Below are 15,977 nucleotides of genomic sequence, written 5' to 3'. Positions count from 1 at the left end.
AATGATTCGCTTAATTATTATTCTGTTAACTGCATTCATCTGCTCAACTGTACATGCTGCTGAGAAGCCAAAGGATCCTGCTGGAATTGCAGAGGAGTTTCTGCCGGCAAATTCTGAATTAGTGAAAGCGGAGGAACCGGCTGATACAAAGGCAATTCTGCGATACGATTTTGATAAGGATGGTCAGGATGAATTGGTTGTTACTTTTAATGAGAAAAACGGGACTGACCAATTAAAGGCAATGGTCTTGAAAATGGAAAGTGGTCAATGGAAAAAGGTTTGGGAAGCAGCTGGAGAAGGATTTGATATACATTATTCGGGTCTGACAGACATCGATGGTGATGGAGTGAAGGAATATCTGCTAGGCTGGATGATTGGAGCTTCTGCTGGCAATGAGTTAGAAATTTTCCAGTGGCAGAACAGTACGTTGCATAAATTAAATGATTCTATCCCTTATCACAAATTAGAAACGATCACACAGAGGAAGCAAACTTATTTATCAGTTTGGCAGCAATTTTGCTGTGATGCCTACACAGTCGAGGTATTGGAATGGGATGGAAATAAATTTGCTCAGGATGATAAAATATATTCGATGTATTATCCAAAAATAAAAGCATTTTATGAAGAAAAAATAGCTAAAATGAATGCATGGTATTATTGGTATGCACTTGCGGATGCACAGGTTAAGGCTAATCTGCTGCAGGAAGCGGGTTTATCGATAGAAAAGGGCCTGGAAATGGATCCAGGTAATCGGCGGCTTCTGGAATTGAAGGAGAAACTGGAGAAATAAAATACTGTAGTTTAGACAAAAGGCAATTCTTAATCAAACGTTTGATTAAGAATTGCCTTTTTTGTGATATTTAATAGATAATCAATATGATATCATTAGGAAATACTGAAAATTCCTGTCATATATATAGATAGTAATTTTAATAAGCAGGGAGAGTATTTATGGAAGAATGGATTATGCAATTTATGGAGGAGTTTGGTTATTTCGGGATTTTTCTGTTAATAACATTGGAAAATCTATTTCCACCCATTCCTTCTGAGGTCATTCTGACTTTTGGGGGATTTATGACAACCCAAACTGAAATGGGGGTACTGGGAGTTGTAGCGGTATCGACAAAAGGGTCAGTATTCGGTGCGATCATACTTTATGGAATTGGGATGCTACTGGATGTCAGCAGGCTGGAGAGGATCGTAGAGAAGTATGGCCTTATTTTAAGATTGAAGAAAAAAGATATCCATAAAGCAGATGAGTGGTTTGATAAATACGGTGTCTGGACAGTATTTTTCTGTCGCTTCATTCCGTTAATCAGAAGCCTGATCTCATTGCCAGCAGGAATGTCAGGTATGAACTTTGTCACTTTTTTATTGCTGACGACACTTGGAACCTTGATCTGGAATGTGGTATTGGTAAGCATCGGTGCTGCGCTGGGTGATTCATGGGAAACGATTGTAGGTTATATGGATATTTATTCAAATGTGGTATATGCAATGCTGGGACTGCTGGCAATTGTATTTGTTGTTTTATATGTGAGAAAGAGGATCATAAAGAATAAATAACGAAGAGGGCTATCAACAGCCTTCATTTTCAAATCAATATTTAAATCTTCAAAAATAGGTCAAGATATCTCATGCTGGTGAATATTTGAGAGTGTGATACAGTGAAAAATAGTGACGAGAGGAAGACAGTTCTTGGGTCCCTCTCTTTATATTTGATATGACAGGAGAATACGATGGAAAAACAGCAGAAACAAGGATTAAAACCATTTATTTCGTTGGTTTTGTCTACAAATATCCCGAAAATGACATTGGTATTTGGATTAATAGGCAGTGTTATTACCATGCTTGTTGGTCTGGCCATCCCACTGCTGACAAAAGAATTGGTAGATGGATTTTCAATAGAGACATTAAGCACCACACTAATCATTATAATTTTTGTGGTGTTTATTTTACAAGCAGTTGTAGATGGGATTTCAACATATCTGCTAGCTGCAGTAGGGCAGAAAATTGTTGCGAGACTCCGGGAAATTATGTGGTTCAAGCTGATCCGTTTGCCGGTTAGCTTTTTTGATAAACATGCAAGCGGGGAATCAGTGAGTCGAGTTGTGAATGATACAGGAATTGTAAAAAATTTAATTTCACAGCATTTTCCGCAGTTTATTACTGGATTGATAACAATTATTGGGTCACTTGTTATTTTACTTATTATGGACTGGAAAATGACATTGCTAATGTTAATTGCGATACCGGTTACCTTCGCAATTATGATGCCGCTTGGACGCAGAATGGCAAAGGTTTCAAAAGGGCTGCAGGACGAAACGGCAACATTTACAGGAGAGATACAACAAACATTGGGAGAAGTGCGTCTAATGAAATCTTCAACTGCTGAACAAGTTGAAGAGGCTAAAGGATTGAACGGTATTAAGAAAATGTATGACTACGGATTAAAAGAGGCCAAAATCTTTGCATTAATTGGTCCATTTATGCAGACCGTTATGATGGTTGTCATTGTTGTTATCATTGGTTATGGGGGAATCCGCGTTGCCGAGGGTTCCATGTCAACAGGTTCACTTGTTGCATTTCTGCTGTACTTGTTCCAAATCATCTTTCCGGTTACGTCATTTGCAATGTTTTTTACTGAACTTCAAAAAGGAAAAGGCGCAACCGAAAGAATTATTGAGATATTGGAAGTGGAAGAAGAAACAGGTCAAGTTGGTATGGAAATGGATATTTCCAATCAGCCGATGCATGTTTCCAATGTTTCATTTTCTTATGAGGATGAGCTCGTTATTGAAAATGTTTCATTTGATGCACGCCCAGGAGAAAAGATTGCATTTGCCGGCCCAAGCGGTGGTGGGAAAACCACATTATTCGGGCTGATTGAAAGGTATTACGAACCAACCGAAGGGGAAATCCGAATCGGAGATACGTTAATCAATGAATTATCATTAAATTCCTGGCGCAGGCAAATTGGCTATGTTTCCCAGGAAAGTGCAATGATGGCTGGAACAATCCGCGAAAACCTGACATACGGGTTAAAAGATGCTGAAACTGTACCGGAAAGCAGGTTATGGGAAGTTGCTGAAATGGCATATGCAAATCAATTTATTAAAGCATTTCCAGAAGGGCTTGATACAAAGGTTGGAGAGCGGGGAGTTAAGCTCTCAGGTGGACAAAGACAGCGGATTAATATCGCACGGGCATTTTTGAGAGATCCTAAAATATTAATGCTGGATGAAGCAACGGCGAGCCTGGACAGTCAATCCGAGCATGCCGTTCAGGAGGCACTGACAAGATTAATGGAAGGACGCACTACTTTTGTAATTGCCCACAGGTTATCAACAATTGTTGACGCAGATAAAATTATATTTATTGAAAAGGGACAAATTACTGGAAGCGGAACGCATAAAGAATTGACGGAAACCCATGTTTTGTATCGTGAATTTGCTGAGCAGCAGCTGACTTAGTGTGAAGAGGTGGTTTTATGTCGGTAGGAAAAGTGATTAATGATGTTAGTCGAGCGCTTGTGGATTTACCTGGTATTGTTGGTGTTGTATTAGGCGGGTCAAGGGCAAGAGGCACAAACAGGCCTGATTCTGATATTGATATAGGTATCTATTATGATGTAGAAGATTTTGATGTAAGTGCAGTAGGTGAGGCAGCTTTAAAGCTGGATGATGAGCATCGGGACAATTTAGTTTCTTCATTAGGAGAATGGGGACCATGGATCAATGGAGGCGGCTGGCTGATTGTTGAAGGTTATCATGTAGACCTTATTTTTCGTGATGTACATCGAGTCGAGCAGGTAATTGAAGATGGTCTGCGAGGTCATGTATCTTCACATTATCATACTGGTCATCCACATGCATTCTTGAATGTGATGTACATGGGTGAAATTGCAATTAGTAAGATATTGACTGATCCAATGAATAAGCTCTCTGTATTAAAAGAAAAGGCAATGCCATATCCAAACACTTTGAAAAAGGCTATTGTTGAGTACTTTATGTTTGAGGCATCTTTTTCGAATATATTCGCAGATGATAATGTGGATAAAAATGATGCTTATTACGTTTCGGGCCACGTCTTTCGTTCAATTTCCTGTTTAAATCAGGTACTGTTTGCTCTAAATGAGGAATATTGCATCAATGAGAAGAAAGCTGTGGCGGTGGTGGATCGGTTCGAAGTTAAGCCCGCTGAATATAAGGATAGGATAGATGAAATCGTTTCATTGATTTCGGCAGATGAGGATGATACAAGAAAGGGTGTAAATTTACTGAAAGAGCTAGTTTCGGATATAGAAAGATTAGTGTAGATTATATCATCCTGCTTTCCATTATAAGGCAGGGTGATTTTCTATTGGGTTAAATAATGATGTCGTATAGAAAGACTCTGATGTGAGAAAATAACTTGTGAAAACTGGCTTTATAGATTCAAAAATTAGAGCAGAATGAAAGCCGGAAAGAAGTGAACATCTGTTGATTCAGCAAATTTTGGAATGGCTTAATTCTATCGGACTGACCGGATTATTTGCGGCAATGTTTTTAGAAGGGTCATCCTTGCCCTTTCCTGGTGTATTTGTCGTACTTTCATTTGGTTATATCCTTTCACCTGGTTATCTGGAGATTGCTGTAATTGCAGTAGGCATGAGTGTTTTTTACAGTATTGCCAGCCTTATCCCATTCTTTTTAGCAGCGAAACTGCAGGGACATCTTCCTAAAAGAATAAATAAAGGATTGGTAAAAGGACAGGCATATTTTAAACGGTATGGAATCTGGAGCATTGCAATATCACGGCCGTTCGGTATTGGAAATTATATTTCTTACGTAGCTGGTCTAAGCAAAGTGAATCCATTTAAATATTTTTTGCTGACCTTAATAGGTATCTATCCATGGTCATATGGCATGATGTTCCTGGGAGATTATTTTAATGGAAGTTACGAAGCGATAAAGCAATTCTTTAGAGAGCAAAGCATTTATGGCTATGCTGCTGCCTTTATTGTGATACTTATTGGACTTTTTTATATTGTGAGGAAATATAGGGCTGCTAAGGAAGAAACTAAATCAGGCGAATCACCTTAGGCATCATATTTGCGTTGCGGGTAATTCGCTGTTTTGTTTGTCGGGGAGGTATGAATATCTTAGAATAGCAGTAAGCAGAATTATAGAGGAGGATATATAGTGGATAAATTCATGGAGCGTGCGGTAGAACTGGCAGCTGAAAATGTACGTGAAGGCGGGCAGCCGTTTGGAGCGGTGCTTGTGAAAGATAATCATATTATAACTGAAGGTGTGAATGAGCTTCATAATAAATATGATGTAAGCGGTCATGCTGAACTATTGGCTATTCGCCGTGCCCAGGAGAAACTGCAAACGAATGATTTATCAGGGTATACCATGTACGCAAGCGGGGAACCTTGTCCAATGTGCTTAACATCGATGTATTTTGCTGGTATTGAAAAAATCTATTACTGCGCATCAGTTGAGGATGCGGTAGAAGCTGGACTAGGCAAATCAAAGGATATTTATGCTGATTTACAAAAAACAAGCGAAGAGCGTATGCTCCCGATGGTGCAAATGTCCTTAGAGAAGAATCAGGAAGATCCGATGAAGCTTTGGAAGGAAAGAAGATAGAAAGCCCAGCGGCATTAAGATCATATCAAGCCATTACTGAATCTTTTTTCTAAGTGAAACGTATAATTAAGTATAGAAAGATAAGAGGATGGTTTGAATATGAAATATGAGACAAAAGTATACGAAGAGCTGCATGATTGGCGAAATAAGGTTTTGAAAAAATCCGGCCTATTTAATCAGTTATCTAAAAAAGCACAAACAAAAATAAATGGAATGATACCAGAAAGAGCTCATAAAATCATCACAGATAGTATCAAGAATATGGTTAAGGCTACATTGGTTGGCTCAACCATTACGACTAAGAAATTACAGCCAGTTAAAGCAGGCTTGTCTGCCAGGGATGAACTGCTTAAAGAGAAATTAACTACCTATCGCAAAACAGCTGTAATTGAAGGAGCTGGAACAGGCGCAGGAGGGATTTTCCTTGGGCTTGCTGATTTCCCGCTTCTATTATCCATTAAAATGAAGTTTCTGTTCGAAGCTGCAGCAGTTTATGGATATGATACAAGTGAATATGAAGAAAGGCTGTTCCTTCTGCATATTTTCCAGTTGGCTTTTTCCAGTGATGAAAAACGAAAGGAAACATTTTATATTATAGAGAATTGGGAAGAAGAAAAAGGGAAACTGGCAGATATGGATTGGCGCGTGTTTCAGCAGGAGTACCGTGATTATATTGACTTGATAAAAATGCTGCAATTGGTCCCAGGATTTGGTGCAATTATTGGAGCATATGCAAACCATAATCTTATGGATACGCTTGGAGAGACGGCGATGAATGTCTACCGGATGCGTTTTTTGACGGTTCAGCCTAAGGATTATTAAGTAAAGATAACTGTTTTATAAGCTGCCTACCTTAAGAGGATATATCAGTGCTATATAAGCCGTTTCAAGTAAACATAAGGCATTGAACGTCACATAGCCAGGTACTATGAGCTGTTTTCAGCAAATATACGGCATCAAACGTCACATAGCCAAGTCCTATGAGCCATCTCAAGCAAACATAAGGCATGAAACGTCACATAGCATTGTAACTGTAATTCAATCGAACAAACATACATCAAAAAACCAATAAGCTACAAAATGAAAAATGCCATATGCTATTATCGCATATGGCATTTTACTACATTTTACTATATTATTTCAAAAAAACCCCAAGCTGTTCTATCCGCGAAATAGCCTCTTTAATCCGTTCTTCATCCATTAAAAGACCAACCCGAATATAACCTTCTCCGTATTCTCCAAAGCCATTTCCTGCTGCAACTGCAACATCCGCTTTTTCCAGGAGAAATTCAGTAAATTCTTCGCTTGTAAAGCCCGCAGGAACTGGCAACCATGCGAAAAATGATCCGCTTTGAGCTGTAACGTCCCATCCAATCCGCTTACATTCAGCCATTAAAACATTACGGCGCTGTTCATAAAGTTTCACGAGATCGTCCACACATGTCTGGTCAGCGGTCAGTGCCACAGCAGCCGCATGCTGCACAGCTGGAAATAAACCTACATAAAGGTGGTCCTGTATAAGGTTGATTGCTTCGATCATTTGTTTATTCCCAACAGCAAATCCAACTCGCCATCCGGCCATATTATATGTCTTGGACATTGTGTAAAGTTCAATGCCATTTTCCTTTGCACCTTCAGCCTGCATGTAGCTTACCGGTTTTTTCCCATCAAACCCAATTGCCCCATATGCAAAATCATGAACGATTTTTATACCGGATTTCTTCGCAAGTTGTATTGTTTCTTCAAAAAAACTCAATGAGGCTGTTGCACCGGTAGGGTTATTTGGGTAATTTAAATACATCAATTTAGCAAGCTGTTTTTGTTCTTCTGTTAGTTTCCTATAATCTGGGAGAAAGTTATTTTCAGCAAGCAACGGCATTATTTCATATTTTACGTTTGCCAAACCTGCACCAGATAAATAGTCGGGATAGCCTGGGTCAGGAAGAAGCATTAATTCACCTTCATTCATCAAGGCAAGGGGCAATTCAACAAGTCCAGCCTTTGCCCCAAAAAGAATAGCTACTTCTGTATCAGGGTCAATCTCTACATCATATTGCCGTTTATAAAAATCACTGGCAGCTTGCCTGAACTCAGGAGTTCCCCGAAAAGGAGAATATTTATGCATTTCAGGTTTTTCAGCGGCCTCCTGTACTGCTTTGACAATATGGGGAGGTGTTGGCTGATCAGGGTTTCCCTGCCCAAGATTAATAATATCTCTTCCCTCTGCAACCGCTGCAGTTACATTCTGTGCCAGTTTAGCAAAGAATTGTGGTGGTAAATTATTTAATCGATCTGAAAATTTCAATGTCTCAACCCCCTAGAATTTTAAACTAATTACATAAATCTTATAATCTTTTAGGAATTTTAGAAAGTGATAGCTATTCCCTTGTTTGAATGGAAATTCGTGACCTTGGAAGGATATTACGGATTCAGAAAGTAACCAAGCGTCATTCCAATTGGAAAGAGCTTGGTTATTTTCAGTAGTTATAATAGATCCTTACTTTTTATCCTTAATAACTTGCTGGCCAATTACACCAACTATTAAGATAATAAACGAAATGGTGCTGTAATCCTTAAATAAGGTGATAAAGGGTATATCCAGAAAATGAAATACCGCAGTAACAATTCTTCCCAGCAATAACACCAGTCCAATTACTGTCATCCAATCAAAAACGATCTTTAAAAAATTCATCCTGTTCTCCTGTGTGAGTACGGTGATAAAATTATTGTATTCAATATTTTAAACTTACATTTTAATTGTTATTCGCTTTGTTAGCAGGCGGATGCCCCATAGTATTACCCCAATTAAGATAATAGATCCTGCTGCAGAGACAGATACTGGCAAACTGATTGAGGAAAAAGGCAGCCAGTTTGATAATGGTTCTCCTAATTCAGTTCCCCATAGTAAGTCGGCAATAATAATTGAGACTAGTGAGATTGCAATAAATCCAAAGCCGATAACCCATCCGAATCGATAATATCCTGAACCAATCAGCCAACCAATAACGTAAAGGGTTAGTATATTCAAGGTGTACATAAGCAGTGATAATAACCAGCTGCTGCTATGAACCAATATGGATGAACTTAAAATTGCCTTTGGAACAAAAATACTGATGCTATTATCCGAACTTTCGATGCTATTGTCTGCCAGAGAGTTGTTAATTGTAACAGGTAAATTTGTTATTTCCAAGACTGCATATTCCAAACCAGTTAATACGGCTGCGATAATAGCAATTGCTGCTGCAATTCCCACCGCAGCCAGTGCTGCCCCAATAAAGTAATCTTTTCTGGTCACTCCATGATTAACATAGAAAGTCAGAAAGGCATAAGAGGAGATAATCCCGATAACAAGCATATATACTTTGGAAGAGCTATGGGAAAAGAATAAAAACTCTCCTAAAACACTGTCTGAATTTATGGAAACAACAATCATTACAATATGTGCAAGGAGAATAAAACTGATAAACCAAAGAGACCAGATGAATTGTACGGAAAACATATCGAAAGCAACTTTAGGGAAAATGGATTTTTGTTTCATACTAAACCTCCTCACTAGTTAAATGAATAAATAAGTCCTGAAGAGAAACTGGTCCAACCTCAAGTCCTCTTTGAAGTGCCTCTTGTTTGTCTTTCTCACTCAAATAACCATATACCATAACAGCCTTTGTATTTCCCAACTGTTGTTCATTCAATTGTGTCATACCACTGACAAAATCATCTACTTCCTCTGCAGCGCCGGTAATGGATGCACCTCTGGAAATAAGTGTTTCATATTCCTCGTGCAGCACAAATGCCCCTTTATCTATGATGATGACTTCATCAAATAAATAATCCATTTCGGAGACAAGATGTGTTGATAGGATCATGGTACGAGGGCGTTCCGCTTGATCTGCCAGTAATTCTTTATAAAATATTTCGCGGGTAGGTGCGTCCATCCCCAAATATGCTTCATCGAAAATGGTTATCGGTGCACGGCTGGCTAACCCCATTGTTACATTTAGCGCAGACTGCATGCCGCGAGATAATTTATTAACTGCCTTATCCAGTGGAAGTTTAAATCGTTTCACCAGATACTGTGCGTATTCGGCATCGAAATTTGGCCGGTATCTTTCAATGATTTCAAGCATGCCTTTCACCTTTTCACTTTCATCTTTATAATCCTTCTCATAGATTAAGTGAACGTTTTGCATGATATCAGCATTTTCAAATGGGTTCTCACCGGTAATTTTAATGGAACCTTTTGTTGATTCTCTGAAAGACGCCAGCAGTGAAAGAAGTGAAGTCTTTCCTGCTCCGTTTCTGCCAAGAAGCCCGTAAACTTTTCCGCCTTCAAGCATAAAAGAGAGATCTTTCAGTGCTTCATAATCATTATATTTTAGGGATAAATTATTTACTTCTACATCAAATTTCATGATAAATCACGTCCTCTTACTTTTTTAACCAGTTCAATGACTTCGCTTTCGGAGATTCCTAACTTATTTGCCTCTTGTACCAGACCCACCACATAATTATCTACAAAAGCTTCTTTTCGTTTTTGCATCAGCTTTTCTTTTGCCCCTTTCGCAACGAACATACCGACACCCCTCTTTTTATAAAGAATCTCCTCATCCACCAGTTGTGTGACACCTTTCGATACTGTGGCATGATTGATTTTATAAAAATTTACTAACTGAGTAGTTGAAGGTGCCTGATCACCTTCTTTCAATTGGTCATTTACAATTTGATCTTCAATACGTTCCCGTACCTGCATGAATATCGGTTTATTATCGTCAAATGCTCTATTCAACGGGGAATCACCACCTTACTGCTTTATACTGCATACTTATATGGTATTATGGTTATATACTTATGTGTATAACCATAACAGTTGATATTTTCTGTGTCAAGATATTTTCCCCAGGGAATAAAAATAAAGCCCCTTTTATGATTTGAAAGGGGCTTTAGTAAAATATTTTAGTCACAACCTGTGCCTTTAATGCTCGATATTACCTTAATATGGCTCCGCGTCACGGCCTTTTTCAACAGCCTGTTCTGGAGCTTTTTCACTATCCTTATTGCCAAGCGGATTTTTGGGAGACCCATCTTTTGGAGCATTTTCCAGCCCTTCACGCAGGCGGCGTCCATATTCTTCGTCTGCCTCTTTGGCAAGTACAACCATCTTATCCTGTAGTTCCTGGGCACACTCGGATAAATCTCCAACTAGATTGGTAATCAATTCATCACGCTCCCAGTCTTCAAATCTGCGATATGTTTCTCCTGCCTGTTTTGTATTGCTTTGACGGTCAATGGATTCTCGCACAAGATTTCCTTCAACCTTTGGAGTATATTCCTTGCTGACCTGCTCTGCTTCTTTTAACCCGCCTAAACTGGAAGGTTCGTAGTTAACATGTGGGTTTTGCCCTGGTGCCTTATCATTGGTATGACGTGATTGCCCACCTTCCTGGTTGGTTGCCACTCTTTTTTTTGCAGCATTAATTGGTAACTGCAAATAGTTGGCTCCTCCACGATATCGCTGTGTATCTGAATACGAAAATGTCCTGCCCTGAAGCATCTTGTCATCTGAGAAATCAAGACCATCAACGAGTACACCTGTCCCGAAAGCGGATTGTTCAACTTCTGTAAAGTAATTCTCCGGGTTTTTGTTCAGTACCATTTTTCCAACCGGCAGCCATGGAAACTGGTCTTCAGGCCATAGCTTTGTGTCATCCAGCGGGTCAAAGTCAAGTTCAGGATGCGGTCCATCCTCCATAATCTGAACAAACAATTCCCATTCCGGATAGTCACCCCGCTCAATTGCATCATACAAATCCTGTGTTGCATGGTTGAAATTAGTGGACTGGATTTCGTTTGCTTCTTTAACGGTTAAATTTTTAATACCTTGCTTTGGCTCCCAGTGGTATTTGACAAGTACTGCCTTTCCTTCATTATTTACCCATTTATACGCATTAACTCCAGAACCCTGCATCATTCGGTAGTTTGCGGGAATTCCCCATGGTGAATACATGAATGTAACCATGTGGAAAGACTCCGGTGAGTTCGCGCAAAAGTCAAAGAAACGCTCACTGTCCTGAATGTTTGTTACTGGGTCTGGCCTGAAAGCATGAATCATGTCTGGGAATTTCATCGCATCCCTGATAAAAAAGATTTTTATATTGTTTCCAACTAAATCCCAGTTTCCATCCTCCGTGTAAAATTTAACGGCAAAACCCCGAGGATCACGCAGTGTCTCAGGGGAATGATTGCCGTGAACAACTGTGGAAAATCGGACAAATACGGGAGTTTGCTTTCCTTTTTCCTGAAAGACCTTTGCCCTTGTATACTTTGATACAGGATCATCGCCCACTGTCCCGTATGTCTCGAAATAACCATGTGCTCCTGCCCCACGTGCATGAACAATCCGCTCAGGAACCTTCTCCCTGTCAAAATGACTTATTTTCTCAATATAATCATAGTTTTCAAGCATTGCTGGACCACGATTTCCGACAGTTCTTAAGTTCTGATTATTCGTGACGGGATGTCCCTGCCTTGTTGTTAATGTGTCTTCATTTTCTATGTTTGTTTGATGCTTTTCGTTGCCTGATGTATTTTTTCCCAACTCTGATCTCCTCTTTTCAGTAGATATTTTGCTCAGAAATTATTAAAATTGAGCCGTTACTATTCTGCCCAAATATCAAGATAATAACCCGGAAATATATATGATAAGTGAGATTTCTGAGATAGGGACTATCCGTTCATCCGGCAGAATATCTGTCCACTCATTCCAATGTCAGCCGGGATTAGTTATAATAAGAGATATCTAGTAAAAATGATACAACAGGGGTATGGATATGCGAGGGAATTTTAAATTAGCCATTATGCTTATTTTTACAATTACTTTAACAATGGGGTGCTCCGATCGTTCTGATACACATCAAGCTGCAGACGAATCTTCAGAAAATGTAGAGTTAACCATTTCTGCAGCTGCTAGTTTAAAGGATGCAATGGATGAGATTCAGAATAATTATGTAAAAGAACATTCGGAAGTGGCTCTCAGAATTAACTTCGGTGGTTCGGGTTCACTTAAACAGCAGATTTATCAAGGTGCACCAGTGGATTTATTTTTATCAGCAGCTGAAGATAAATTTGCTGAATTGGTCGATGAAGGAATGATAGAAGGAAAGGACAGCGCTGATTTACTGGGGAATGAATTAGTATTAATTGTGCCGTCAGAATCAGATATTACAAACTTTCAGGACCTGGAAACAACAGAAGTAAATACAATTTCCATCGGTACTCCGGAAACTGTGCCTGCAGGAGAATACGCCAGGGAGTCACTTGAAAATATAGGGATATGGGAAAATGTTAAACCAAAGACAGTTTATGCAAAAGATGTGCGTCAGGTTTTATCCTATGTAGAGACGGGGAATGTTGATGCGGGGATTGTTTACAAAACAGATGCATTGATTTCCGATAAGGTAAAAATTGCTGCCACTGCCGATCCGAATACATACACTTCCATTACTTATCCGATTGGTATTATCAAAGATTCAGAGCATTATGAAGCGGCCAGTGACTTTTACAGCTACCTTCAATCAGATGCAGCAAGGCAGGTTTTTGAAGAATATGGATTTACTGTTAACTGATATCACATTTGGGGAATTCCTTGATCCAATATGGCTGTCTTTACAAACAGCAGTTGTAGCAGGAATTGTTGTTATTTTGACTGGAACATTAGTTGGACGAGCAATGGCTAGAAGGGAGTTTAAAGGCAGAGCTATTCTGGAAACTGTACTGATGCTCCCGCTCGTTCTTCCGCCAACGGTCGTAGGCTTCTTTCTGATAGTCTTTTTTGGAAGAAATAGCATGGGGGGACAGGTTTTTGAATGGGTATTCAATCAGCCCATTATTTTTACGTGGTGGGCGGCTGTGATTGCTTCAACCGTTGTTGCTTTTCCGCTTATGTACCAGTCTGCAAAATCCGGTTTTCAGGGAGTAGATTCAACAATAGAAGAAGCGGCACGGGTAGATGGGGCGGGGGAATGGAAAATCCTGCTGCTGATTTCCATTCCTCTGGCCTCAAGGGCCCTTATCGCGGGAAGCTTGCTGAGCCTTGCAAGAGCGTTGGGAGAATTTGGTGCTACATTGATGTTCGCTGGTAATATCCCTGGAGAAACACAGACGGTTCCAACCGCAATTTATATCGCAATTGATTCCGGTGATATGACTATGGCATGGGCCTGGGTGATTTCAATTGTAATTATTTCTTTTGTAATGCTGCTGACTGTCCGTGTAAAGCAGAAATAATAATTGAAAAGTAAATCTGCTCGAGGAGGAGAAATAATGGAATTATGGGACCTTTACAATTATGATCGCCAAAAGATTGGAAAAACACATATCCGTGGAGTGCCAATACCCGATAACTGCTATCATTTGGTTGTTCGTATCTGGATCCAGAATGATAAAGGGGAATTGCTGCTGTCAAAACGCCACCCAAATAAAACGTATGGCGGCCTGTGGGAATGCACGGGTGGGTCCGTGCTGACAGATGAGAATAGTCTGGAAGGGGCTTTGAGAGAAACGTGGGAAGAACTTGGCCTGAAATTAAAACCAGCTGAAGGTAAGCTTCTATGCAGTGGTATCCATGATAAATCACACTGGGATCATTGGCTGTTTACATCTAACACCACATTGGATGAACTCTGGTTTCAAGATGGCGAAGTGATTAACGCAAAATGGGCAGATAGAGAAACTTACGAAAAAATGCTTCAAAATAAAGAAATTGTGCCAACACTAAGTTACTTTTTTAATTTGATAATGGCTTGAATTGGCTGAACTCGGTCTGAAGACGTATTGGCTCTACTTTAAAGGTAGGGTTTTTTTGTGTATATATTTCAACCGCGATGCCGAAGACGTGAATCAGATATGATTGTATCCTTAAGTTAACAATTAAGAACAAAAGCGCAAGCGCCCATTTAGCGACGTACGGACTGGACTGAGCCGTAGGAGATAAAGGAAACACGACGACCGTAGGAAGTCGATGTTGACTTATCGTACGGAGGTGAAGGAAGTTCGCTAGTCGCTGGGCGCTGGAGCTGGACGTGGCTGTTCATGTCCAAGAATTAATTGCTGTAAATTTTATACTTTCTTATCAATTTAAAGGAGCGATTATGTATGTATTATTATGACAAGGAAGTTTGCAAAAGTTTATCAGAGGCCCGAATAGAACAATTAAAAAAGATGACTTATGGAAAGGGCATTTTAAAAAAGGTTTCTAAGAATAAATCGAGCAGAAAAGTGAACGGAGTAAAAGCAGTTCCATCCATGTAAAAGATTCATGCACTGCGTAATAGACGGGTGCATGAATCGATCACCAATCCCTGGGGAGCAAGCGAGACACTCCCAAAATTTCAAACCTCAGGCTCTACACTTATAGAAATTTCTTCATAGGGTGTCTCTTCATAGCATTTAATTAATCCGTGGGCAGTTATCGCATGCTTCTCTAATACTTTTTGTTTAAGTTTAACTTCCACTGAATTTTCAAATGGAAATTCACTGATGGAAACAATGTTTTCGCTTGTCCATCTCAATTTTAATGTATTGTGATTAAATCCGTTAAGGTCAGAGGATAGCGGGATGCCATCTTTAAAAAAGGGATGCTCTTTTGCTTTAGAAACCCCTGGTTCGTTTAAACAAATATAAAGAGAGAGATTATCACCAAGCTGAACCAGACTGTAGTGGAATTTGAACTGCTGTTTATCTGCATTTAGTGATTGGAAAATTCGTTCCTGTCTTTGTTCTTCTTCTTTTACAAAAGACTGGGCTTCATCAGATGTGTTATTCAACAAAAAACGCTTATAATGCTCACTGCACAATAGTGCGGCATAGGCATCTTTCTTCTCTACTTCATCAATGCCATTTTTGTATAATACAATCTTCGGGAGGCTGGGGAAATCAACAAAGGTGTAAGGTGCCTGCTTTTCATCATTCCAAAATGGCTGGAGGTCAAATGGCTTCCACCCTAAATCATGATTGTATATAGCGTAATTGACAGATTTCTTAAATGCTGGACCCTTAAACAAAGATTCTTTCCACTTAGTCATAATATCCCCGGAAACTTGTGCATGATTATCCTGCTCAATCAAAACAAATTTATCAGCATGCTCTCTTACAATCATTGTTATCCTTCCTTTCTGACTTTTAGCATACCATCCTTTCCGTTATCAGAAAATTATATTGCATTTTGTAAGGGGAACTATGGATTACTTCACCGTGAATGCAGACTTGAACAATCAATTCTTGATCCAATAATGAATAGGGAAGCATAAGAAAAGACCACTTTAAAGGCGAATTAACCTTTAAAGT

The 15,977-nt window shown here is 39.4% G+C and carries 18 protein-coding genes; 11 read left to right on the top strand and 7 right to left on the bottom strand.

Features of this window, described 5'->3' with window-relative positions:
* Position 1 precedes the first annotated feature (1 nt).
* From CIL03_RS16650 to CIL03_RS16620, 7 genes are all read left to right on the top strand, one after another.
* Positions 2 to 790, top strand: coding sequence for an FG-GAP repeat domain-containing protein (locus CIL03_RS16650; protein WP_133087839.1), 789 nt, complete (start codon positions 2 to 4; stop codon positions 788 to 790).
* A 161-nt stretch (positions 791 to 951) separates the two neighbouring features.
* Positions 952 to 1,566 (top strand): DedA family protein, encoded by a 615-nt coding sequence (locus CIL03_RS16645; protein ID WP_094887018.1) that lies wholly within the window; start codon positions 952 to 954, stop codon positions 1,564 to 1,566.
* A gap of 173 nt (positions 1,567 to 1,739) precedes the next feature.
* Positions 1,740 to 3,473: an ABC transporter ATP-binding protein gene (locus CIL03_RS16640; protein WP_094887017.1), complete on the top strand. Its 1,734-nt coding sequence runs from the start codon at positions 1,740 to 1,742 to the stop codon at positions 3,471 to 3,473.
* 17 nt (positions 3,474 to 3,490) lie between these two features.
* On the top strand, positions 3,491 to 4,318 hold the full coding sequence (locus CIL03_RS16635; RefSeq protein WP_094887016.1) for a nucleotidyltransferase domain-containing protein: 828 nt from the start codon (positions 3,491 to 3,493) through the stop codon (positions 4,316 to 4,318).
* A gap of 163 nt (positions 4,319 to 4,481) precedes the next feature.
* Positions 4,482 to 5,084 carry a DedA family protein gene (locus CIL03_RS16630; protein WP_094887015.1) on the top strand — a complete coding sequence of 201 codons (603 nt, stop codon included), beginning with the start codon at positions 4,482 to 4,484 and terminating at the stop codon, positions 5,082 to 5,084.
* Positions 5,085 to 5,183: 99 nt separating this feature from the next.
* Complete coding sequence (locus CIL03_RS16625) at positions 5,184 to 5,636, top strand: nucleoside deaminase (RefSeq protein ID WP_094887014.1); 453 nt, start codon at positions 5,184 to 5,186, stop codon at positions 5,634 to 5,636.
* 99 nt (positions 5,637 to 5,735) lie between these two features.
* Positions 5,736 to 6,458 (top strand): EcsC family protein, encoded by a 723-nt coding sequence (locus CIL03_RS16620; protein ID WP_094887013.1) that lies wholly within the window; start codon positions 5,736 to 5,738, stop codon positions 6,456 to 6,458.
* 313 nt (positions 6,459 to 6,771) lie between these two features.
* Here the strand turns inward: CIL03_RS16620 and CIL03_RS16615 are convergent, their stop codons facing one another.
* The 6 genes from CIL03_RS16615 to CIL03_RS16590 all read right to left on the bottom strand — a co-directional run bounded on the left by CIL03_RS16615 (position 6,772) and on the right by CIL03_RS16590 (position 12,231).
* Complete coding sequence (locus tag CIL03_RS16615; protein WP_094887012.1) at positions 6,772 to 7,941, bottom strand: pyridoxal phosphate-dependent aminotransferase; 1,170 nt, start codon at positions 7,939 to 7,941, stop codon at positions 6,772 to 6,774.
* 192 nt (positions 7,942 to 8,133) lie between these two features.
* Positions 8,134 to 8,328 carry a hypothetical protein gene (locus CIL03_RS16610; protein WP_094887011.1) on the bottom strand — a complete coding sequence of 65 codons (195 nt, stop codon included), beginning with the start codon at positions 8,326 to 8,328 and terminating at the stop codon, positions 8,134 to 8,136.
* Positions 8,329 to 8,382: 54 nt separating this feature from the next.
* Positions 8,383 to 9,174: a hypothetical protein gene (locus tag CIL03_RS16605; protein WP_094887010.1), complete on the bottom strand. Its 792-nt coding sequence runs from the start codon at positions 9,172 to 9,174 to the stop codon at positions 8,383 to 8,385.
* 1 nt (position 9,175) lies between these two features.
* Complete coding sequence (locus CIL03_RS16600) at positions 9,176 to 10,048, bottom strand: ATP-binding cassette domain-containing protein (protein WP_094887009.1); 873 nt, start codon at positions 10,046 to 10,048, stop codon at positions 9,176 to 9,178.
* Entirely contained in the window at positions 10,045 to 10,386 is a 342-nt protein-coding gene (locus tag CIL03_RS16595; protein ID WP_420855426.1) for a GntR family transcriptional regulator, read from the bottom strand. The genes CIL03_RS16600 and CIL03_RS16595 overlap by 4 nt, the downstream gene beginning before the upstream one ends.
* A gap of 240 nt (positions 10,387 to 10,626) precedes the next feature.
* A complete protein-coding gene (locus CIL03_RS16590) occupies positions 10,627 to 12,231 on the bottom strand; it encodes a catalase (RefSeq protein ID WP_094887007.1) in 1,605 nt (534 codons plus the stop codon).
* Positions 12,232 to 12,463: 232 nt separating this feature from the next.
* Between CIL03_RS16590 and modA the strand changes: the two genes are divergently transcribed.
* From modA to CIL03_RS19920, 4 genes are all read left to right on the top strand, one after another.
* Complete coding sequence (gene modA / locus CIL03_RS16585) at positions 12,464 to 13,258, top strand: molybdate ABC transporter substrate-binding protein (protein ID WP_094887006.1); 795 nt, start codon at positions 12,464 to 12,466, stop codon at positions 13,256 to 13,258.
* A complete protein-coding gene (gene modB / locus CIL03_RS16580; RefSeq protein WP_094887005.1) occupies positions 13,239 to 13,919 on the top strand; it encodes a molybdate ABC transporter permease subunit in 681 nt (226 codons plus the stop codon). The genes modA and modB overlap by 20 nt, the downstream gene beginning before the upstream one ends.
* A gap of 36 nt (positions 13,920 to 13,955) precedes the next feature.
* The gene (locus CIL03_RS16575; protein WP_094887004.1) at positions 13,956 to 14,438 is read left to right on the top strand and encodes an NUDIX hydrolase; all 483 of its coding nucleotides are present in this window, start codon (positions 13,956 to 13,958) and stop codon (positions 14,436 to 14,438) included.
* 348 nt (positions 14,439 to 14,786) lie between these two features.
* A complete protein-coding gene (locus CIL03_RS19920) occupies positions 14,787 to 14,942 on the top strand; it encodes a hypothetical protein (protein ID WP_165767991.1) in 156 nt (51 codons plus the stop codon).
* A gap of 80 nt (positions 14,943 to 15,022) precedes the next feature.
* On the opposite strand, the gene CIL03_RS16570 is transcribed toward CIL03_RS19920, so the two are convergent.
* The gene (locus tag CIL03_RS16570) at positions 15,023 to 15,790 is read right to left on the bottom strand and encodes a DUF3891 family protein (RefSeq protein WP_094887003.1); all 768 of its coding nucleotides are present in this window, start codon (positions 15,788 to 15,790) and stop codon (positions 15,023 to 15,025) included.
* Between the last annotated feature and the right edge of the window lie 187 nt (positions 15,791 to 15,977).

The organism is Virgibacillus indicus (assembly GCF_002266285.1).
GTDB lineage: Bacteria > Bacillota > Bacilli > Bacillales > Amphibacillaceae > Virgibacillus_K > Virgibacillus_K indicus.
The sequence above is the reverse complement of the archived record's forward strand: the minus strand, read 5'-3'. Positions and strand labels throughout refer to the sequence as shown.